This window comes from Vibrio sp. Vb1127, assembly GCF_033338735.1.
Classification (GTDB): domain Bacteria; phylum Pseudomonadota; class Gammaproteobacteria; order Enterobacterales; family Vibrionaceae; genus Vibrio; species Vibrio alginolyticus.
Genome location: NZ_JAWOTF010000009.1, coordinates 35,297 through 55,727, shown reverse-complemented (window position 1 = coordinate 55,727; position 20,431 = coordinate 35,297). Strand labels below are relative to the sequence as shown.

General features: G+C 43.6%; 18 protein-coding genes. 13 read left to right on the top strand and 5 right to left on the bottom strand.

The features are described from left to right. Positions 1-35 precede the first annotated feature (35 nt). The 5 genes from recJ (at position 36) to R7H07_RS13910 (ending at position 6,960) form a co-directional block, all read left to right on the top strand. Positions 36-1,775 (top strand): single-stranded-DNA-specific exonuclease RecJ, encoded by a 1,740-nt coding sequence (recJ, locus tag R7H07_RS13930; RefSeq protein WP_017635068.1) that lies wholly within the window; start codon positions 36-38, stop codon positions 1,773-1,775. A 173-nt stretch (positions 1,776-1,948) separates the two neighbouring features. Further along, positions 1,949-3,047, top strand: a protein-coding gene (gene prfB, locus R7H07_RS13925) for a peptide chain release factor 2 (protein ID WP_100068604.1) whose coding sequence is annotated in 2 segments (ribosomal slippage) — positions 1,949-2,023 and positions 2,025-3,047 — 1,098 coding nt in all. Because the reading frame shifts where the segments join, the coding sequence is not laid out codon by codon here. Between the two features lie 34 nt (positions 3,048-3,081). Then, positions 3,082-4,599: a lysine--tRNA ligase gene (gene lysS / locus R7H07_RS13920; protein WP_005382861.1), complete on the top strand. Its 1,518-nt coding sequence runs from the start codon at positions 3,082-3,084 to the stop codon at positions 4,597-4,599. A 245-nt stretch (positions 4,600-4,844) separates the two neighbouring features. Continuing rightward, positions 4,845-6,179, top strand: coding sequence for a cyclic-di-GMP-binding transcriptional regulator VpsR (vpsR, locus tag R7H07_RS13915; RefSeq protein WP_017635067.1), 1,335 nt, complete (start codon positions 4,845-4,847; stop codon positions 6,177-6,179). A gap of 529 nt (positions 6,180-6,708) precedes the next feature. Continuing rightward, the gene (locus R7H07_RS13910) at positions 6,709-6,960 is read left to right on the top strand and encodes a hypothetical protein (protein WP_005381776.1); all 252 of its coding nucleotides are present in this window, start codon (positions 6,709-6,711) and stop codon (positions 6,958-6,960) included. A 131-nt stretch (positions 6,961-7,091) separates the two neighbouring features. Here R7H07_RS13910 and R7H07_RS13905 read toward each other — a convergent pair whose 3' ends face one another. Beyond that, the gene (locus tag R7H07_RS13905; RefSeq protein WP_206959262.1) at positions 7,092-8,126 is read right to left on the bottom strand and encodes an NADP(H)-dependent aldo-keto reductase; all 1,035 of its coding nucleotides are present in this window, start codon (positions 8,124-8,126) and stop codon (positions 7,092-7,094) included. Between the two features lie 154 nt (positions 8,127-8,280). Here R7H07_RS13905 and R7H07_RS13900 point away from each other — a divergent pair, with 154 nt between their 5' ends. Continuing rightward, the gene (locus tag R7H07_RS13900) at positions 8,281-8,592 is read left to right on the top strand and encodes a DUF6482 family protein (RefSeq protein ID WP_005381772.1); all 312 of its coding nucleotides are present in this window, start codon (positions 8,281-8,283) and stop codon (positions 8,590-8,592) included. Positions 8,593-8,607: 15 nt separating this feature from the next. On the opposite strand, the gene mutH is transcribed toward R7H07_RS13900, so the two are convergent. Continuing rightward, a complete protein-coding gene (mutH, locus tag R7H07_RS13895) occupies positions 8,608-9,288 on the bottom strand; it encodes a DNA mismatch repair endonuclease MutH (protein ID WP_017821501.1) in 681 nt (226 codons plus the stop codon). A gap of 619 nt (positions 9,289-9,907) precedes the next feature. On the opposite strand from mutH, the gene rppH reads away from it, so the two are divergent. The 5 genes from rppH to R7H07_RS13870 all read left to right on the top strand — a co-directional run bounded on the left by rppH (position 9,908) and on the right by R7H07_RS13870 (position 15,246). Further along, on the top strand, positions 9,908-10,429 hold the full coding sequence (rppH, locus tag R7H07_RS13890) for an RNA pyrophosphohydrolase (protein WP_005381953.1): 522 nt from the start codon (positions 9,908-9,910) through the stop codon (positions 10,427-10,429). A gap of 2 nt (positions 10,430-10,431) precedes the next feature. After that, positions 10,432-12,678: a phosphoenolpyruvate--protein phosphotransferase gene (ptsP, locus tag R7H07_RS13885; protein WP_104975865.1), complete on the top strand. Its 2,247-nt coding sequence runs from the start codon at positions 10,432-10,434 to the stop codon at positions 12,676-12,678. Between the two features lie 6 nt (positions 12,679-12,684). After that, the gene (locus tag R7H07_RS13880; protein ID WP_005385965.1) at positions 12,685-13,476 is read left to right on the top strand and encodes a sulfite exporter TauE/SafE family protein; all 792 of its coding nucleotides are present in this window, start codon (positions 12,685-12,687) and stop codon (positions 13,474-13,476) included. Between the two features lie 87 nt (positions 13,477-13,563). Further along, positions 13,564-14,385: a prolipoprotein diacylglyceryl transferase gene (gene lgt, locus R7H07_RS13875; RefSeq protein WP_005381948.1), complete on the top strand. Its 822-nt coding sequence runs from the start codon at positions 13,564-13,566 to the stop codon at positions 14,383-14,385. A gap of 9 nt (positions 14,386-14,394) precedes the next feature. Continuing rightward, positions 14,395-15,246: a thymidylate synthase gene (locus tag R7H07_RS13870; RefSeq protein WP_005381947.1), complete on the top strand. Its 852-nt coding sequence runs from the start codon at positions 14,395-14,397 to the stop codon at positions 15,244-15,246. Between the two features lie 70 nt (positions 15,247-15,316). Here the strand turns inward: R7H07_RS13870 and R7H07_RS13865 are convergent, their stop codons facing one another. Together R7H07_RS13865 and R7H07_RS13860 are read right to left on the bottom strand one after the other, a co-directional pair. Beyond that, positions 15,317-16,459, bottom strand: a complete 1,143-nt coding sequence (locus R7H07_RS13865) for a flavohemoglobin expression-modulating QEGLA motif protein (protein WP_206959261.1) — start codon at positions 16,457-16,459, stop codon at positions 15,317-15,319. Positions 16,460-16,606: 147 nt separating this feature from the next. Continuing rightward, complete coding sequence (locus R7H07_RS13860; protein WP_025768431.1) at positions 16,607-17,752, bottom strand: Na/Pi symporter; 1,146 nt, start codon at positions 17,750-17,752, stop codon at positions 16,607-16,609. A 386-nt stretch (positions 17,753-18,138) separates the two neighbouring features. On the opposite strand from R7H07_RS13860, the gene nhaR reads away from it, so the two are divergent. After that, a complete protein-coding gene (gene nhaR, locus R7H07_RS13855) occupies positions 18,139-19,029 on the top strand; it encodes a transcriptional activator NhaR (RefSeq protein ID WP_005381942.1) in 891 nt (296 codons plus the stop codon). Between the two features lie 288 nt (positions 19,030-19,317). Beyond that, on the top strand, positions 19,318-19,626 hold the full coding sequence (locus R7H07_RS13850) for an ArsR/SmtB family transcription factor (protein WP_005381940.1): 309 nt from the start codon (positions 19,318-19,320) through the stop codon (positions 19,624-19,626). Positions 19,627-19,930: 304 nt separating this feature from the next. Here the strand turns inward: R7H07_RS13850 and rpsT are convergent, their stop codons facing one another. After that, positions 19,931-20,191 carry a 30S ribosomal protein S20 gene (gene rpsT / locus R7H07_RS13845; RefSeq protein ID WP_005381938.1) on the bottom strand — a complete coding sequence of 87 codons (261 nt, stop codon included), beginning with the start codon at positions 20,189-20,191 and terminating at the stop codon, positions 19,931-19,933. Between the last annotated feature and the right edge of the window lie 240 nt (positions 20,192-20,431).

The window sequence follows — 20,431 nt, the reverse complement described above, 5'->3', positions numbered from 1 at the left end:
GAGCAGAGTCGGCAAAGTTGTCGGCTCTTTTAAGCATGATAGAAATTCAACGACGTCCTGAACCTGATCTTTCCCTTCTTCCTGATTCCATTCCTCCGATTCTTAAACGTATCTACATCAACCGTGGGATAACGGATCTTTCACAATTAGAAACGTCGGCCCGTGGGTTGCATTCATATCAAAAACTCGGGGGGATTGAGCAAGCTGTCGATCTTTTGTTTCAGGGGATAAAAGAACAAAAACGCATCATCGTTGTCGGTGATTTTGACGCTGATGGCGCGACAAGCTCAGCATTATCAGTACTCGCGCTGCGCATGCTTGGTAGTCACAATGTGGATTACCTAGTGCCAAATCGTTTTGAAGACGGTTATGGGTTAAGCCCAGAAGTCGTTGACCAAGCCTTAGAGCTTGGCGCTGAGATGATCATGACGGTGGATAACGGCGTCTCATCAATCGAAGGCGTGCGTTACGCAAAAGAAAATGGCATTACCGTGCTTGTTACCGATCACCACTTGCCAGGACAAGTGTTGCCTGATGTGGATGCAATGGTGAACCCAAACCTTGAGAGCTGTAGCTTTCCATCTAAAGCGCTTGCGGGTGTAGGGGTCGCGTTTTATCTCATGATGGCACTATGCGTTCATATGCGAAAACACAATTGGTTTGCAGAACAGGGGATGCAAGAGCCCAAGTTGATGGAACTGATTGACCTTGTTGCACTGGGTACCGTCGCCGACGTCGTTCCATTGGATGAAAACAACCGCATTCTTGTACACCAAGGCTTGCAACGTATTCGTGCGGGCAAAGCGCGTCCCGGCATCCAGGCATTAATTGAGGTCGCGAAGCGCGATGCGCGTCGTTTAGTTGCGTCCGATTTTGGCTTTGCTTTAGGTCCACGTATTAACGCTGCAGGTCGTCTTGATGACATGTCTTTCGGTGTTGAACTATTGATGTGTAACAACATCCACGCTGCTCGTCGCATGGCAAGTGAATTGGATGGCTTGAACCAGACTCGTAAAGAGATTGAAGAAGGCATGAAGCAAGAAGCGATGGCTTTCTGTGAGCGCCTTCAGTTTGGTGAAGGCAATGAGCTTCCTTATGGCTTAGCCTTATTCCAACGTGATTGGCACCAAGGTGTGATTGGTATTTTGGCTTCGCGCATTAAAGAGAAGTTTCATCGTCCAGTCATTGCATTTGCTGATGGTGGAGAAGGGACGATTAAAGGCTCGTGTCGTTCTATTCCGGGGCTACACATGCGCGATGCGTTGGATTTCATCGACACGCAAAACCCGGGTTTGATCATCAAGTTTGGTGGACACGCCATGGCAGCAGGCTTAACGATTAAAGAGCAGGATTTTGAGCGTTTCAGTCGTTTGTTTGATGAAGTGGTAAAAAAGGAACTCGATGAAGCGGCGCTAAAAGGCGTGATCATGTCAGATGGCGAACTTAAGCCGGAAGAGTTCTCTATGCATGTTGCTGAACAGCTGCGATCGGGTGGCCCTTTTGGACAAGCTTTCCCAGAGCCAATCTTTGATGGTGAGTTTAAAGTACTGCATCAAAAGCTGGTGGGTGAGAAGCATCTTAAATTGATGTTAGAGCCGCTTTATAAAGGTCACCCTACCAATGTGATGATCGACGGTATCGCATTCAATGTTGATCTACGTCGATGGCCAGATGCATCGGTTAAAACAGTACGTCTCGCGTATAAGCTGGATGTGAATGAATTTCGTGGTAATCAATCATTGCAATTGATGATCGACCATATCGAAGCTAAGTAATACCTAGATCAACCTTTCTTATAGAGTACGGTTGCCCCTAAGTGGGCGTAAAATTTTATGACCGTGCTCTCTCTCACCGCAATCTGATTTCTCATCCGAAATTTTCCTGTATCTCGGTCACATTTTTCAGTAGAATTTCTCGGTTAAATTCTATTCTAAAATGTTGAGTAAACATGTTTGAAATCAATCCAATTAAAAACCGTCTGCAGGACGTGTCTCAGCGCACAAATGTCCTGAGGGGGTATCTTTGACTATGACGCGAAGAAAGAGCGTCTAGAAGAAGTCAACGCAGAACTTGAACAACCAGATGTATGGAACGAACCTGAGCGTGCGCAAGCACTGGGTAAAGAGCGTGCATCACTAGAAGCGGTTGTTGAAACCATTGATCAACTAGAGCAAGGTGTGGAAGATGTAGAAGGTCTTCTTGAGCTGGCTGTAGAAGAAGAAGATCAAGAAACATTTGACGAAATTGAACCAGAACTTGCTGAGTTGGAAGAGAAGCTAGAAAAGCTTGAATTCCGTCGTATGTTCTCTGGCGACCACGATAGCTCTGATTGTTACATCGATTTGCAAGCTGGCTCTGGTGGTACAGAAGCACAAGACTGGACTAACATGCTGCTGCGTATGTACCTACGTTGGGCAGAAGCGAAGGGCTTCAAAGCTGAAGTGATTGAAGTCTCTGAAGGTGAAGTCGCGGGTCTTAAGTCGGCAACAGTTCGCATCTCTGGTGAATATGCGTACGGTTGGTTACGTACTGAAACGGGCGTTCATCGTCTTGTTCGTAAATCTCCGTTCGATTCAGGCGGTCGTCGCCATACGTCATTTGCTTCTGCGTTCATCTATCCAGAGATTGATGAAAACATCGACATCGACATTAATCCTTCCGACCTACGCATTGACGTTTATCGTGCGTCAGGCGCAGGTGGTCAGCACGTAAACACCACAGAATCTGCGGTACGTATTACGCACGTACCTACGAACACAGTGGTTCAGTGTCAGAATGACCGTTCTCAACATAAGAACAAAGATCAGGCAATGAAACAGCTTCGAGCGAAGCTATTTGAGCTTGAATTGCAAAAGCAAAATGCGGAAAAACAAGCTAATGAAGACGCTAAGTCTGACATTGGCTGGGGTAGCCAGATCCGTTCTTACGTATTGGATGACTCACGTATTAAGGACCTCCGTACGGGCATTGAAAACCGTAATACTCAAGCGGTTCTTGATGGCGATCTGGACAAATTTATTGAAGCTAGCCTGAAATCAGGTCTATAAAGCTTTTCACCGACAAAAACAGGATACATCGAAAATGACTGATGCTGTTCAAAACGAAACTGTACTAGAAGAAAATAAGCTGATTGCTGAACGCCGCGCTAAACTGGATGCAATCCGAAAGAGCTGCAAAGCGAACGGCCATCCAAACGACTTCCGTCGTGACGCACTAGCGGGCGACCTTCAGAAAGAGTTCGGTGAAAAGACGAAGGAAGAGCTAGAAGAGCTTAACCACGTAGTAGCAATCGCTGGCCGTATCATGGCTAAACGTGGTCCATTCTTGGTAATTCAAGAAACTTCTGGCCGTATCCAAGCTTACGCTGACAAAGCGGTTCAAAAAGTACTTAAAGAAAAATACCAAGGTCTAGATATCGGTGACATCATCGGTGTTAAAGGTGCACTTCATAAGTCTGGTAAAGGTGACCTATACGTGAACATGGAAGAGTACGAGTTGCTAACCAAAGCACTACGTCCACTTCCAGAAAAGTTCCACGGTCTAACTGACCAAGAGATGCGTTACCGCCAACGTTACGTTGACCTGATCGTTAACGAAGACTCTCGTCAAGCGTTCGTAGTACGTTCTAAAGTAATGTCTGCAATCCGCAACTTCATGATCTCTAAGCAGTTCATGGAAGTTGAAACGCCAATGATGCACGTTATCCCTGGCGGTGCGAGTGCGCGTCCATTTATCACGCACCACAACGCACTAGACATGCCAATGTACCTACGTATCGCGCCAGAGCTATACCTGAAGCGTCTAGTTGTTGGTGGTTTTGATCGCGTATTCGAAATCAACCGTAACTTCCGTAACGAAGGCCTTTCTCCACGCCACAACCCAGAATTCACAATGATGGAATTCTACATGGCGTACGCAGACTACAAAGATCTGATGGACCTAACTGAAGAACTACTAAGCTCAGTGGCGCAAGAAGTTCTAGGTTCAACGTCAATGCCTTACGGTGATGAAACGGTTGAGTTTGGTGGTACTTACACTCGTATGAGCATGTTCGAAGCAATCAAGCACTACAACCCAGACCACGCGCAAATCCAAGCGCTAACAGAAGAAGACCTACAAAACCGTGATCTAATGGTTTCTATCGCGAAATCTGTTCACGTTGAAGTAGAACCTTTCTGGACATGTGGTCAGCTTCTTGAAGAGATCTTTGGTGAAACAGCAGAACCTAAGCTAATGCAGCCTACGTTCATCACTGGTTACCCAGCAGATATTTCTCCGTTGGCTCGTCGTAGCGACGATAACCCGTTCTTTACAGACCGCTTTGAGTTCTTTATCGGTGGCCGTGAAGTAGCGAACGGTTTCTCAGAGCTTAACGATGCTGAAGACCAAGATGCACGCTTTAAAGCACAGGTTGAAGCGAAAGAGTCTGGTGACGACGAAGCAATGTTCTACGATGCAGACTACATTACTGCTCTAGAGCACGGCCTACCGCCAACAGCAGGCCAAGGTATCGGTATCGACCGTTTGGTTATGCTACTGACTAACACGCACACTATCCGTGACGTGATCTTATTCCCTGCAATGCGCCCGCAAGCGTAATTCGATAGGATGAGTAAAAAAAACCACCTTCGGGTGGTTTTTTTTTGCCTTTTAGTTAAGGTAATTCAAGTTGTTGCACTTGCCTTTTAATGGGATATGCAAATAAACATTCGCCAAATCTCAATCTATTGCATAGTCTTAATACTGAGACAGACGTGAGGGGGCGGAGTCTCGATAATGTTACCCGCTCGCAAAGATAAGTTTGTGGCACAAAATTTCTATTAACAATGAAAAAGGGTTAGAGAATGGCTGGGCAGTTTAAGATGGATTCCATCCCGGGATCGCTTGTGGTAGTTGGCGGTACTTATGAGCCTTGGTTATCGGTACTGGAGCAAGTGGGCTGGAAGTGTCACCAAGTAGGTGACTTACGCAAAGCTAATACGCTGTTAGAAGATATTGGTCCATGTATCGGTATTGTTGATCTCAGCCATGACGAGTTCAGCTTGAATGGTTTGGCGAACTTAGTCAGCTCTCACAAACACGTACGTTGGTTAGCGTTTATTCGTGAATCTCAGCTTGGCACTGACACCATATGCCAGTTCATTGTTAACTTTTGTATCGATTTTTTCACAGCGCCGATCCCAGATGCACAGTTATTAAGCACAATAGGTCACCAGCTTGGCATGCTTAAGTTAGAGAAAAAAGTTTGGCCTAGTTTTGGTAGCAGTTTAGATATGGGTTTGATCGGTGAATCTATCCCGATGAAACGTTTACGCGATCAAGTGAAGCGCATTGGTCCAACGGACGTCAGCATTCTGATTTCTGGGGAAAGTGGGACTGGTAAAGAGGCGGTTGCTAGGGCCATCCATAAAGTCTCTTCACGCTCTCATAAACCGTTTATGGCAATTAACTGTCGCGCACTCAATGAACAACGTTTCCAAGCTGAAGTATTTGGTATTAACGCCGATGAAGATATGGAAGCATGCCTGCTTGAACAAGCAGATGGCGGCACCGTGTTATTTAACGACATTCTTACCATTTCAAAAGAGCAGCAAATGAATCTGCTTAGATTCTTGCAAGAAGGCACCATTGATACCAAAGATGGCGTAAAAGCGGTTAACGTGCGTATTCTTGCTGCTAACTCGTCAGATGTTGAAAAAGCTTTGATTGACGGTGACTTCAATGAAGAGCTTTACCATTACATCAACGTTCTGCGCATCAATGTCCCTAGCTTGAAAGAACGTGCGAGTGACATCGCATTGCTGGCTCGTTTCTACTTACAAGAGTTCTCAAAAGAGTACAACTCGCAAGCAAAAAGCTTTTCTGAGGATGCATTCAAGGCACTGACACGTTATTTCTGGCCTGGAAATGTGCGTGAGCTGATGAACCAAGTGAAGCGAGCGGTATTAATGTCCGACAGCGTAATGATTGAAGAGCATCACTTAGATTTACCTCAACGTAATGACTCAAAGCGCAGCTTGAAATCAATCCGTGAGAAGAGTGAACGTGATGCGTTGCTGGTTGTTTTGGAATCTCATTCTGGTCAAGTTTCAAATGCGGCGAAAGAGCTCGGAGTTTCGCGTGCAACCATGTATCGACTACTTAATAAACATAACTTGATTTCCGAACAAGCCATGTAGTTGGCCTTTCCCTGTGTCAAATAGGCGAATAAATACAATAAAAGAGAGTGGCCACAGAGCCGCTCTTTTTATTTTTTGTTTGGTTTGATTTATAAAATCCGCAAATTTATATATTCCTCAGGTGAATATGTTATACATAAAAGTATATGAAACTAAATTGCGGTGTATTGATTTGTTTTTAATCAAAAAGGCAAAAAATGTTTGATATATATTCATCAAAGCTTACAATTTAACCGTAACTCAATGAGTTATACCTTTCATAAACGGATTAATTTTTAGCTAGGAGGCGCAAGATGAAACATTACGTTGTTAACACCACTGCTTGCGCTGATCGTATGCCTATCGCTCCGATAACCCTTAAATCGGATGATACCAATACCACTGGCTCACAAGATAAAAATTAATCCGTAACCTATCATATTTATTACTAGGCTGCGGGAAAGTAGCGGCTTAGTATCAACAGAATATTTCTGTTCATTTTACGCACTATTTTTCCCAGTCGAATACATCGATAATCGGAGAAAATATTATGCGTCACTCTATTTACTTACAATTGGCCACTTTGCTATTGAAAGCAGACCTTAAACGCGAAGAAAAGCAATGGCAGCGAACCATACGCCGAACTGCTCATGATATTCCATGGACGAATGTCCATCTATTGAGGGATATTGGTTTAGATCGCGATGGGCGTTCTACACGTGCCAATGTTCCGGATGCAGTAAAAGTTGAACGTCGAGTTCGTCACCTTCGTCGAGTCTTAACGTCGCGAATAATGACGTAATCGTTAGCGTGTTGGGCTGACTGAGTTGCTAACGAGTCATTCAACACGCTTAACTTTTTATATGAAGTATGACTTCATTGGATAAACAGCTGATCTTGAAGATCAGCTGTTTTCGTTTGAAGGTGGTACTGTTAAGGGCAAGGATTCGAGTAAGTTGTACCTATTGCTTGAATTTTAGTAAGTAGTTCGTCGCTAAGTTGCAAATCAATACTGTCGATATTGGCTTTTAATTGGTCTAGGTTTGTTGCTCCTATAATGTTAGAAGCAACAAATGGACGCTGATTGACAAACGCGAGCGCCATTTGTGCAGGGTTTAGACCATGCTCTTGAGCTAAATTGACGTAAGCTTCGGTCGCTTTAACACCTTGTGGAGTGAAGTAGCGCGCAAAACGCTCCCACTTAGTGCATCGAGCGCCTTCAGGTTTTGCCCCGTTTAGGTATTTACCACTCAGGCAGCCAAATGCCAAAGGAGAGTAGGCAAGTAACTGAACGCCTTCGTAATGGCTGATTTCAGACAAGCCAACTTCGAAGCTGCGGTTCAATAAGTTATATGGGTTTTGAATGGAGACAATTCTTGGCAAATCGTGTTTTTCTGCCAAACGCAGTAGCGACATCACCCCCCACGGCGTCTCGTTGGATACGCCGATATAGCGCACTTTACCTGCATTCACTAATTCAGTAAGCGCTTCCAACGTTTCAATTAACGTGACTTCTTCTTGTTTGTCAGGGTATGGGTAGTTGAGTTGACCAAAGCAGTTGGTTTGACGCTGCGGCCAATGTAGTTGGTACAAATCGACATAATCGGTTTGTAGACGATTAAGGCTGTCATCAATTGCTGTATGGATGTGGCGACGATTGAGGCTCATGTTGTCTCTAATGTGAGGAACATTTCGAGGGCCTGCCACTTTTGTTGCCAGTACTACTTTTTCTCTTTTGCCGCTTTTTGCTAACCAATTACCGATGTATTGCTCGGTGAGCCCTTGTGTTTCCGAGTTTGGCGGTACAGGGTACATCTCTGCGGTATCGATGAAGTTCACCCCATGATCGAGGGCAAAGTCGAGCTGTTCAAAGGCGTCCTTTTCTGTGTTTTGCTCGCCAAACGTCATAGTGCCGAGGCAGATTTTACTGATCTCAAGTGATGAGTGCGGTAGTTTTGTGTATTGCATATCACGTCCTTGAAGAGTTACCGACTAAATAAGTGACTCCAATATAGGGGATTTGTAGCCGCAATCGCAAATGATTTACGTATAAAGGAAGAGCAAACTCGAAAGCTACAGTTAGCCTAACTACACTTAAATGATCGTGTGAAGGAGGTATGTTATGCAGAAGCATCAATTGGACATGTGGCTACATGGTCCACATAAAGATACTTATAAAACTCCCAAAGTATTTGTGATTGGGTGTTCTGATGTCTCTGACTATCTTTTAGCTGTGGAGTACAAGCATCAACTTGAGCCGATTAAAGACGGTGAAGACCCGATACATTTTGGCTCTCTAGACTTAGTAAAAGAAGAACTATTGAGGCTAGGGGTCGATAAAGCGTATTTAAGGCTGCGCAATGCGTATGACGAATGTGGCACTGAAGAGGCAGCCTCATACTGCGATATTGAGTTATCGCTCGTGACGCACTAAATAGCTGATATAGTTTTATTCTGGTTGAGTGTTAATGTAGTGCTTGAGTAAGATCTGTTCAGTAAACTGTGTTCTAAGGTAAAAGCCTCGGGGCAGAGTTTTCATCGGCTTACCATTTGAGTTATATGCTTCGGTGAGCGCTTTTGCATTTGCGGCTTTAGGGCGAAGATGCAGCGCTTCTCCGTGTCTGGCGGAAATTTGATCAAATCTTCCCAAGACGATCATCTCCATTAACTCTTCCCAGTCATTTCGCAAAATCCGTTCTTCTTCTTCATCTGGTGACCAAATGAGTGGACTGCCCACACGTCTTTCAGCGAGTGGGATTTCTCGTTCTCCTTCTACGGGTACCCAAAGCACACGAGATAGCTTGTTTCGAACATGACTTGTTTCCCATGTAAGACCATGAACACCAGTGAGGGGGGCCACAGAAACAAAGGTTGTTTCTAAAGGTTTGCCAGAGTAACTGATCGGAATACTTTTCAACTCGATCCCTAGTTTTGCGAAATCTTGTTGAGGTTTACTGCCAGCTGGAGCGCCCAAGTGCCATTCGAGTAATTGACCCACCCAACCTTTATCACGTTTTAAGTTTTCAGGAACAATCATATTCGCCTCGGCGGCCAACTCAGCAAAACTGAGTCCTGCCATATCATGCGCTCGTTCCAATAGCTCTGCTTCTGTTTGTGGTTCTGGTTTCATAGTTACAAGGTGGTATTACAAAAAATATAGTTTATCAAACTCCGACCAAATCTACTGTTTAAGATTTCATCGAGGCGGTGTAAGAACGATCAATTCATAACTTATCCACAGGTGGAGGAGGTATTGATAAGATCCTGACGAGGTCTGTATGAATAAACAGGGGTTAAAATGCATTTTTGGGGTTGATTTTGTTGTAATCATCTAAACGAATAGCAGGTAAGTGTGGATAAATAGCCTGTTGGTGGATCTTTGACCGATCTGAGTTTGGTGAAAAGATCATCAAGAAATTGAAGATCGAATTATCGTTATTTTTAAAAATAAATACTTTTTTATCAATGTTTTATGTTTGTTTTTTTGTTTATTCATTTGTTTTTCATTTGATGGGATTGAACTGAATTACTCATTTGAATTGAATTCTTCACAAAGTTATTCACAGAAAAGGTGAATAAATGTGGGCAATGTCTCACTCTTGTGTTGATAAGGTATGGTTTGATTAAAAGATATCCAAAAATGCTGAAAAGGTAATAAATCTTGCTCATATCACATCAGTAAGTTTGCTAGTAATGGGGATATGTGGAAAAATCACGGTAATAAAAAATTTATTCATAGAGGTTAGCCAGTGATAGATGGCGATGGTTACCGACTTAATGTTGGTATTGTGATATGTAATAACCATGGTCAGGTCTTCTGGGCTAAACGATACGGGCAACACTCATGGCAATTTCCACAAGGTGGGATTGACGAAGGTGAAACCCCTGAACAAGCCATGTTCAGGGAGTTATACGAAGAAGTCGGTTTAACGAAAAAAGACGTTAAGATCATTGCAACAAGTCGTCATTGGTTAAGATATAAGCTACCAAAGCGATTGGTGCGTTGGGACTCCAAGCCTGTTTGTATCGGCCAAAAACAGAAATGGTTTCTGCTGAGATTAGAATGCGATGAGTCTCGCATTAATATGCAACGCGGAAAATCCCCTGAATTTGATGGTTGGCGCTGGGTAAGTTACTGGTATCCAGTTAGGCAAGTTGTTTCTTTCAAGCGAGATGTTTATCGACGAGCGATGAAAGAATTTGCATCCTTAGCCATGCCTTTTCGAGAGAGAAAAGCGAAAGGGAAAAGAAAAAAGCAACGTAGAGGATAATCATGCTCAGTCAGCTAAGGGAAATAGTTGAGAAAGTCTCCAGGGTCGATGATGTGCATCTGGCACTCGATATATTGGTGAAAGAGACTTGTGCTGCCCTTAGTACTGAGTGCTGTACTATCTATCTTGCTAATGAAGAAATGCAGCGCCTTGAGTTAATGGCAACTCAAGGCCTTATTTTTGAAGGTGATAGTATTCATATCAACTTCAATGAAGGCTTGGTTGGGTTGGTAAAACGAAGCGCTGAACCCCTTAACCTTGCCGAAGCCTCAAAACACCCCGAGTTCAAATTCTTTCCTCAACTCGGCGAACAGATTTACCACTCTTTTTTAGCTACTCCAATCATTCATCGTAAACAAGTTTTAGGTGTGTTGGTGATCCAACAAAAAACGCCGCGCTTGTTTAGTGAAATGGAAGAATCGTTTCTTGTTACCTTATCCGCTCAGTTAGCGGTGCTCATTGCACATGCGCAGAATCTTGGGCATTGGCAGTTAGCATCTAAACCCACGGTATTAAAAGGTTTGCCTGCGTCTACTGGTGTCGCGATTGGAGAGTTTTGGTTCGACAATACCCAGCCGAGTTTATCGGATATTTTCCCTTCGTCCACGTTAGATAAGGAACGCGAGCACGAGACACTACTGGTGGCCATAGAGCGAGCGTTAAATGACTTTCGCCGCATGCGGAAAAAACTGGACAGTGAAATCAACAAAGATGCGCTGGCGATCTTCGATCTGTTTACTCACTTACTGAATGATCCGATGCTTCGCGGTGATTTGAAGAAGCAGATTGAAAAAGGAGACAGGGCAGACTGGGCGTTACGCCAAGTTGTAGAGTCATACTCGAATCGATTTGCCAGAATGTCGGATGTATACATGCGTGAAAGAGCGCAAGATATCCGAGAGTTAGGGCAAAGGCTGCTCTATTTTCTGCACAACAGTGAGCAAGAAAATTCTGCAATTGATCGTCCCATTATTTTGGTGGCGAACGAACTCACTGCCACCTTGCTCGCTTCTGTACCTAAAGAGTTCTTGTTAGCCGTCGTATCATTAGAGGGAGGCGCAAACTCTCACGCTGCCATTTTATCTCGAGCTCTTGGGGTCCCTGCAGTCATGGGCGCCAACATTAATCCGGATGTGGTGAATGGCAAACTCGGGATAGTCGACGGCTATACGGGTGAGATCTTCTTGGAGCCAAACCGCCAGTTGTTGCGAGAGTATCGCAGCTTAGTAAGCGAAGAGTCTGAATTGTTTGCCATGGTAAACAAGGACCTCGCACTCCCTGCGGTTACGCAAGATAATCACCATATCGAAATTATGCTGAATGCGGGACTCAGTGCAGACAGTAATATTGCCATCAACACAGGTGTTGATGGTGTTGGGTTGTACCGAACTGAGATTGCATTTTTACTTCAGCATCACTTTCCTTCGGAAGATGAGCAGTATCATCAATACCAAGCAATACTTAACAGCTATCCGAATCAACGAGTAGTGATGCGTACTTTGGATATTGGTGGTGACAAACCTTTGCCGTATTTGCCCATCGAAGAAGATAATCCGTTTCTAGGCTGGCGTGGCATTCGTTTTACATTGGATCATCCAGACATTTTCTTGATCCAGCTGCGTGCAATGTTAAGAGCGAGTGCAGAAAGCGGAAACTTAAGTATCTTATTGCCAATGGTCTCAGGGGTAAAAGAGCTAGACGATGCCATTAGCTTGATTAATCAAGCTCACAGCGAAGCCGTTTTGCTTGATGATAGAATTCAGTTCCCACAAATTGGGGTCATGATTGAAGTACCATCGATGGTGTATCTGTTGCCAACGATTGCTCACCGTGTTGATTTTGTTTCTGTCGGGACAAACGATTTAACTCAGTATTTATTAGCGGTAGATAGGAACAATTCGCGCGTAGCGGATGTCTATGAATCTATGCATCCTGCGGTACTGTTAGCGCTTAAGCAAATCCATGAGGTGTGTGATAAATATCAGGTGCCCGTGTGTATTTGTGGTGAGCTAGCGGGTGATCCATTTGGCGCTCTTCTCTTACTTGGGTTAGGGTATACCAGTTTGAGTATGAACACCTCCAACGTGGCTAAGGTGAAATATTTGATTCGTCATAGTCAACAAGAAGAATTAGAAAAATTAGCGGAGCAAGCAATGACAAAATCCTATGGGGAGGACATTCATCAAATGATGCATGACTTCTTCATTCAACAGGGCTTTGCGGGCTTTATCCGTGCAGGTAAAAAGTAGGAAATCGTGACCGTCTCTTTATTTTTGTTATTGTTGGCGCTAGGCGCTTTTGTGGGTGTGATGGCGGGGTTACTCGGTATCGGTGGTGGTTTGATTGTGGTTCCTGCCTTGTTGTATTTGCTTCCTCTTGCTGGGATCTCTCCAGAAATGAGTATGCACATGGCCTTAGCCACTTCGTTAGCGAGTATTATTGTCACGTCTGGCTCATCGGCGATGAATCACCTTAAGCTCGGCAATGTCGATATGTTTGTCGTAAAATGGTTGATGCCTGGTGTGGTCATTGGTGGCTTTGTTGGTGCCAATATTGCTGAGTGGATCCCTACACACTATTTGCCGAAAGTGTTTGGTGTCATTGTTCTTTGCCTGTCAGTACAAATGTTTCGTTCCATTAAAGTTACGAGCAGTAAACCTATGCCGAGCAGCCCTGTGACTGTAGTTTACGGCACGGGAATTGGTGTCGTATCAAGCCTTGCTGGTATTGGTGGTGGCTCACTGTCGGTACCATTTCTAAATAAACACGGGATAGAGATGCGTAAAGCGGTGGGTTCATCCTCCGTTTGTGGTTGCGTGATTGCTATTTCTGGTATGATCGGCTTCATCTTACATGGCTATAAAGTCGAAGGCTTACCTTCATACAGTATTGGTTATGTTTATCTTCCCGCTTTATTAGCGATTGCTATGGCCTCGATGCTCACAACAAAAGTGGGTGCGAAGCTGGCAACTAACCTTCCAACTGCGGTATTAAAAAAGATATTCGCGGTGTTCTTAATGTTTGTTGCAGCGACCATGCTGCTCTAAGTTTGTACCCAAGTCATTCTCGCTGAACCAAGCATCTAGAGGTTACTTGGGTATATTTATTTTGTTGTGATAAGAAGAGAATGATTTATGTCTCAGGGATATATTGAATTTCCCAATATTGATCCGGTTTTAATCTCTATTGGTCCTGTTTCGGTTCGTTGGTACGGTTTGATGTACCTTGTGGGCTTTATGTTTGCTCTATGGTTAGCGAACCGACGTGCAGATAAGCCTGGAAGTGGTTGGACACGAGAGCAGGTTTCTGATTTGTTGTTCGCAGGCTTCCTTGGCGTGGTGATTGGTGGCCGTGTAGGCTACGTGCTTTTCTACAATTTTGAGCTCTTCCTGGCTGACCCTTTGTATCTATTTAAAGTGTGGACCGGTGGTATGTCTTTCCACGGGGGCTTACTGGGTGTGATTACTGCGATGTTCTGGTATGCACACAAAAACGGGCGAACTTTCTTCGGTGTTGCTGACTTTATCGCGCCGCTTGTGCCATTTGGTTTGGGTATGGGGCGTTTAGGTAACTTCATGAACAGCGAGTTGTGGGGCCGAGTAACGGATGTGCCTTGGGCGATCGTTTTCCCAAATGGCGGTCCACTGCCACGTCATCCATCGCAGCTTTATGAAATGGCGCTTGAAGGTATCGTACTTTTCTTCATCTTGAATTGGTTCATCAAGAAACCTCGTCCTCTAGGTTCTGTTTCAGGGCTATTTTTAGCTGGATATGGTACATTCCGCTTCTTAGTTGAGTACGTGCGCGAACCAGACGCTCATTTGGGTTTATTCGGTGGCTTTATTTCCATGGGACAGATTTTATCCCTGCCAATGGTGGTTATCGGTGTCCTCATGATGGTTTGGGCATACAAACGTGGTCATTACAAAGACGAATTACCACAAAAGACGAAGTAAGGTATTGGTGTGAAACAGTATTTAGATTTGTGTCAACGCATCGTTGACCAAGGTGTTTGGGTTGAAAATGAGCGTACAGGCAAGCGCTGCCTGACCGTAATCAACGCGGATTTAACCTACGATGTTGCGAACAATCAATTTCCGTTGGTCACCACACGTAAAAGTTTTTGGAAAGCGGCCGTTGCAGAGCTATTAGGGTATATTCGTGGTTACGATAATGCGGAAGATTTTCGTAAGCTGGGCACGAAAACCTGGGATGCCAATGCCAACCTAAATGATGCCTGGTTGAATAACCCATACCGTAAAGGTGAAGACGACATGGGCCGTGTCTATGGGGTTCAAGGGCGCGCCTGGGCGAAACCTGATGGTGGTCATGTTGACCAACTACGTAAGATAGTGGATGACTTAACGCGTGGTGTTGATGATCGCGGTGAAATCTTGAACTTCTACAACCCGGGTGAGTTCCACATGGGGTGCTTGCGTCCTTGTATGTACAGTCACCATTTTTCATTGCTGGATGATACGCTTTACCTGAATAGTACTCAGCGTTCGTGTGATGTACCGCTTGGCTTAAACTTCAATATGGTTCAAGTTTACGTATTCTTGGCGATTATGGCGCAAATTACGGGCAAGAAACCTGGTCAGGCATTTCATAAGATTGTGAATGCTCACATTTATGAAGACCAGCTTGAACTGATGCGCGATGTTCAGTTGAAGCGTGAGCCATTAAAAGCGCCGACGTTCCATATCAACCCAGAGATTAAATCTCTAGAAGATTTGGAAACATGGGTCACACTGGATGACTTTTGGGTTGAAGGCTACGAGCATCACGATCCTATTCGTTACCCATTCTCAGTGTAACGAGTATCGTTCTTCAAGATATAGAAAAAGCTCCGAATGGAGCTTTTTTCTTTTTTGTACTTAGAAGGTATTATTTTAGTGCACTGACAATATAACGGTGAATTGGGTTGGTCTGCATCGGTGTGGACAGTGCCGGGCTAATAAACTTAGGTTGAGTGAATATTTCTTTACTCACTAATGAACGGATAAGCTCAAAGTACTTCAGCTCTGTTTTCCCGCACAACAATAGTGAAAAGTCATCGCCCAATTTATCATAGGCATTGAGCACCTCTCGGAATCCTCTAAGATACAAGTAATCCTTCGTTAAACCTCCACCTCGATAGACTCGGGCAGTCGTTGTAAATGCTTGAAGATCAGAAGCTTTATACTGTTCTTTTAATAGCATGAACGTATGGCGGAAATCGCGATCCTTGATCATCGACTCTACTGCCAGAACTCGTAAGGATAAGGTTCTTAGGCGCTTGATACTGAAATGTCCTGACAGATACTCACATAATATAGCCAGCCCTTCTTGAGTGTTGGTATTGGCAGGACAACCTAAGCTCAGGACTTTTAGCGGTTGTTGACGACCGTTAAGCGTAGTCAGGAGATGTACTCCCATTTCATGATGTGCAAGAGCCTCCAGCTCATCAGTGGTGATGTACGCCGCGTGGTTAATTTTGACTCGAGACCCTGAAACTAGTGCGTTTGCTAACATCCCGTCCAACACCTGTATTTCACATTCATACCCATTGCGTTGAGCAAAATTTTGCATGAAACGTGCTATTGCACGGCTATCGTGCTGAGGTTCTTTTTCTTCTTCTGTAGGAAGGTGCAATATGAAATGGGCGTTGGCAATATCTTTGGCGCTCGGTTCCCCATAATAGCGTAAGGAGTTATAAAGAAACTCTTGCGTGCCGATGGTATTCACTTGATCCAGTTTATCTGCATAAGACTGAATTACATCCGCGTACAGCCTTTGCAATTGGGTGTCTTGAATGTTTTCTAGAGGTAGCTCATATAGACGTCGCTTTGCGCTGTGAGTATCTACATTAGTAATTGAATATTGAAAATTAGGCTCTTGAGAATATTTGTTTTTAATGAAACGTTCTCTTTCTTGAGCATAATTAAGAGGATTCACGCTACTGAGGATATCAATATCAGCAACCAGTTGGGTTAGGTTTTCGTCTATTGCGAGTAGCTGATCAGAAATAGCGTCATTAAGCTGCGTCATGTTGTCGACTCCAAATGAGATAGCTCAGCATAAGCATGCTGATGTGGCTCAAATTATCACCGGACAATCGATTTGAACAGTTTAATTATCATAAAAAAGGCTCCACGATGTGGAGCCTAAACAATAAGCGATGGTATGTCGTTGTTGTTACGTTGTTAGGGCTAGAATCGCACCTGGTAGAATAACGAATACTGACATTAGGTAGCCACCAACAACAGCTTTATTCTTAATAGCCATTTCAGAAATCATCTCAGCGCCTTTAACCGGAATCTCACGTAGGAATGGAATTCCAAAGATAAACAGCGTCGCCATGATGTTAAATACTAAGTGGACTAGAGCGATTTGAAGTGCGAATACTGCGAACTCTCCAGATACCGCTGTCGCTGCTAGTAGTGCCGTAATACAAGTACCAATGTTAGCACCCAGAGTGAAAGGGTAGATATCTCGTACTTTCAACACGCCAGTACCAACCAACGGAACCATTAAACTTGTCGTGGTTGAGGAAGATTGTACTAGAACGGTCACGATTGAGCCTGATACGATGCCGTGAATAGGACCACGACCGATGGCGTTTTTCAAAATTTCACGTGCGCGACCAACCATTAGGCTCTTCATTAATTTACCCATCACTGTGATTGCAACGAAGATAGTCGCAATACCCAAAGCAATAAGCATGACGCCGCCAACAGTATCACCGAAGGTAGAAAGTGGCTCTTTAATTGCGCCTACGACTGGCTTTGTAATTGGTTTAATAAAGTTGAAGCCTTTAATGCTCATATCACCAGTAGCAAGCAGTGGAGAAACAAGCCAGTGAGAAACTTTCTCTAAAATGCCGAACATCATTTCCAACGGAAGGAAAATAGCGACAGCAAGCAAGTTGAAGAAGTCGTGAATGGTTGCACTTGCAAATGCACGTTTGAACTCTTCTTTACAGCGCACGTGGCCAAGAGATACAAGCGTATTGGTCACTGTGGTACCAATGTTAGCACCCATCACCATAGGGATAGCGGTTTCTACAGGTAAGCCACCTGCAACCAAGCCTACAATAATAGACGTTACAGTACTTGAAGACTGAATTAAGGCTGTTGCCACCAAGCCGATCATTAGACCTGCAACTGGGTGTGCGGCAAATTCAAATAGCACCTTAGCTTGATCGCCAGTTGCCCATTTAAAGCCACTACCAACCATAGATACTGCTAGAAGAAGCAGATATAACATGAATGCCAAGTTAGCCCAGCGTAACCAACGAGCTGTGCTCGAAATTGGTGCCACTGTTGAAGTAGCTTGGTTCATCATAATTTTCTCCGTTGACCTTTCAGTTCATTTTTCGGTCTGTAGTTGAATCTGCGGGCGATGTTAGAGAACAAATATTTCAGTAATATTACAGATTTCTTGCTGTGAGAGATTTTTATTGTTCTTTTTGATAATGGCGTAAAAGAGGAAGAAAATTAATTTTTAACTTGTTGATTTTAATGGTTAAATTTTGATTTCGTTTTGTTTGGTTTTTGCGTTTTTTTTGTAGAGAAAATGCGCCTCAGTTCAACTTTTATGACAGTGTTGACTTTATACTTTCGGTAAAACTTATGCTTTTGTAAGGTATTGTATGGTTTTGTCGAGTTTATTGTTTGTCTCTGTCACATTTGGTATAAAAAGTATCACTTTCTTTTCGGGACTCGATCATGTCACATCTAAACTACAACCATCTCTATTATTTCTGGATGGTGTGCAAACAGGGCTCTGTAACTAAGGCGGCTGACGCGCTCTTCCTGACACCGCAAACCGTGACAGGACAGATTAAAGCGCTTGAAGAGCGCATGAAAGGAAAGTTAACCAAGCGCAATGGTCGTACAGTTGAGCCCACTGAGTTAGGTCAGCTTGTGTTTAAGTACGCCGACCGGATGTTCGGTTTGAGTTATGAGATGTTAGATATCGTCAATTACAGCCAGCACTCGAACATTCTATTTGAAGTTGGTGTAGCCGATGCGTTATCTAAACGCTTGGTCAGTAAAGTACTGATGACGACCGTCCCGGAAGATAACAGTATTCATTTACGCTGTTATGAATCAACCCACGAACTGCTACTTGAACGCCTTTCTCAGCACAAGCTAGATATGATCCTTTCAGATTGTCCCGTTGATTCTACTCAAAGTCCTGGCCTTTATAGCAAAAAGTTAGGTGAAAGTAGCATGAGCTTTTTTGCTTCTTCTGAAATTGAAAATGTGCGATTCCCTGAGATCTTGGAACAAAAAAAACTTCTGATTCCCGCGAGCCGAACGGCTATGGGGCGTAAAGTTATTCAATGGTTTGATCGTCAAGGCCTTCAACCCAATGTGCTGGGGGAGTTTGATGATGTTGCGTTGATGAAAGCTTTTGCTCGGTACCACGATGATGTGATTTTCTTGGCACCGACCGTATACATGTCGGAGATTGAAGACGACCGAAATTTACAGCTAATTGGCCATGTCGATGGGCTAAAAGAAGAGTACTACGTGATTTTTGCGGAACGAATGATCCAACACCCCGCGGTAAAAAATGTTTGTGATGCTGATTTCAGTCAAATGTTTGAGTAAACCCGTATCGTTGCGTAAATAAATAGATTACTATCAATAAAAATATAATTCTAAATAATATCTAAGTAAGCAAGATACTTGTTTTAGTGAGCAAAACTATTAATTATTGATGGCGCACCAATTAAAATCCTTGGTGGATAATATTGGTGTATCACTAACAACTAAATTAGAGGTTCTAATAATGAAGACTCTGGAAGTGTATCTTGATTTTTTTAGATATATAAATCAGTGCAACACAACAAGCTGGCCAGGGTTGGAATAAGTAAGTTGTAGCTAGAGGTCCAACACATGAATCTACAAGAAATGGAGCAGAACTCCGCAAAAGCCGTCGTGTTGCTCAAAGCGATGGCAAACGAGAGACGCCTACAAATCCTTTGTATGCTGCATAACCAAGAGCTGTCCGTGGGAGAGCTGTGTGCAAAGTTAGAGCTAAGCCAGTCGGCATTATCTCAGCATCTTGCTTGGCTTCGCCGTGATGAGTTAGTCACGACAAGGAAAGAAGCACAAACGGTGTACTACACATTAAAGAGTGATGAAGTGAAAGCGTTAATAAAAACACTGCATAGTCTTTATTGTGCTGAGAGTGCTCAACACTAATTAAATAGTCCTAATATACTGCTCATCTTAGAGTGTGAATCTAACTTGTTGGAATATTTGAGAGTGGCGTTAAACTTTTGATGATAGGGTACTACTCATCGACCAATTTGCTTTGTTCTCAAGTGTTTTAATAGTGCTTTCTAGTTTGAGCGTTATATGGGTAATGAATAAGCTGATGTCTTTAAATGGGACATTCAGAAAAAGAAAAGCTGGCATTGCCAGCTTTTTTTATTAAGAAAATTTTGTAGATATAAAAAAACCGACACAAGGTCGGTTTTTTCTTCACTGTAAAATCAGGACTCTATTAAAGAGCTTTGATTTGTGCAGCGAAACGAGACTTATGGCGAGCTGCTTTATTCTTGTGAATAAGGCCTTTAGTTGCCATGCGGTCTAGGATAGGTGTAACTACAGCGAATGCAGCAGTTGCAGCTTCTTTGTCGCCTGCTTCGATAGCAGCAACAGTTTTCTTCATGTAAGTACGCATCATTGAGCGACGGCTAGCATTGTGCTGACGACGTTTCTCAGCTTGGATAGCGCGCTTCTTAGCAGATTTACTATTTGCCAAGGGTCTAACTCCCAAAAACTTAGTTCTGTGACAATTTAAGGGCGAGGAATATCCCTCATTTGCGCTTAAATGTCAAATGATTTGTGCAAAAACCGATCTAAGCCAAAACAAATTTTGGTAAGAGAGGTTATCGCGGTTAAGATGGCGGGGATTCTAACAGCATTTTTATACCAATGCTAATAATTATCCGCGAAAGGCACACTTATTCCTTACAACCCGCGGATAGATTTTTGACGTCTA

Excerpts from the sequence above, each read along its gene's own strand:
- recJ (WP_017635068.1), top strand. The coding sequence starts at position 36 with ATGATAGAAATTCAACGACGTCCTGAACCTGATCTTTCCCTTCTTCCT.
- lysS (WP_005382861.1), top strand. The coding sequence starts at position 3,082 with ATGACTGATGCTGTTCAAAACGAAACTGTACTAGAAGAAAATAAGCTG.
- vpsR (WP_017635067.1), top strand. The coding sequence starts at position 4,845 with ATGGCTGGGCAGTTTAAGATGGATTCCATCCCGGGATCGCTTGTGGTA.
- R7H07_RS13910 (WP_005381776.1), top strand. The coding sequence starts at position 6,709 with ATGCGTCACTCTATTTACTTACAATTGGCCACTTTGCTATTGAAAGCA.
- R7H07_RS13905 (WP_206959262.1), bottom strand. The coding sequence starts at position 8,126 with ATGCAATACACAAAACTACCGCACTCATCACTTGAGATCAGTAAAATC.
- R7H07_RS13900 (WP_005381772.1), top strand. The coding sequence starts at position 8,281 with ATGCAGAAGCATCAATTGGACATGTGGCTACATGGTCCACATAAAGAT.
- mutH (WP_017821501.1), bottom strand. The coding sequence starts at position 9,288 with ATGAAACCAGAACCACAAACAGAAGCAGAGCTATTGGAACGAGCGCAT.
- ptsP (WP_104975865.1), top strand. The coding sequence starts at position 10,432 with ATGCTCAGTCAGCTAAGGGAAATAGTTGAGAAAGTCTCCAGGGTCGAT.
- lgt (WP_005381948.1), top strand. The coding sequence starts at position 13,564 with ATGTCTCAGGGATATATTGAATTTCCCAATATTGATCCGGTTTTAATC.
- R7H07_RS13865 (WP_206959261.1), bottom strand. The coding sequence starts at position 16,459 with ATGACGCAGCTTAATGACGCTATTTCTGATCAGCTACTCGCAATAGAC.
- R7H07_RS13860 (WP_025768431.1), bottom strand. The coding sequence starts at position 17,752 with ATGAACCAAGCTACTTCAACAGTGGCACCAATTTCGAGCACAGCTCGT.
- nhaR (WP_005381942.1), top strand. The coding sequence starts at position 18,139 with ATGTCACATCTAAACTACAACCATCTCTATTATTTCTGGATGGTGTGC.
- R7H07_RS13850 (WP_005381940.1), top strand. The coding sequence starts at position 19,318 with ATGAATCTACAAGAAATGGAGCAGAACTCCGCAAAAGCCGTCGTGTTG.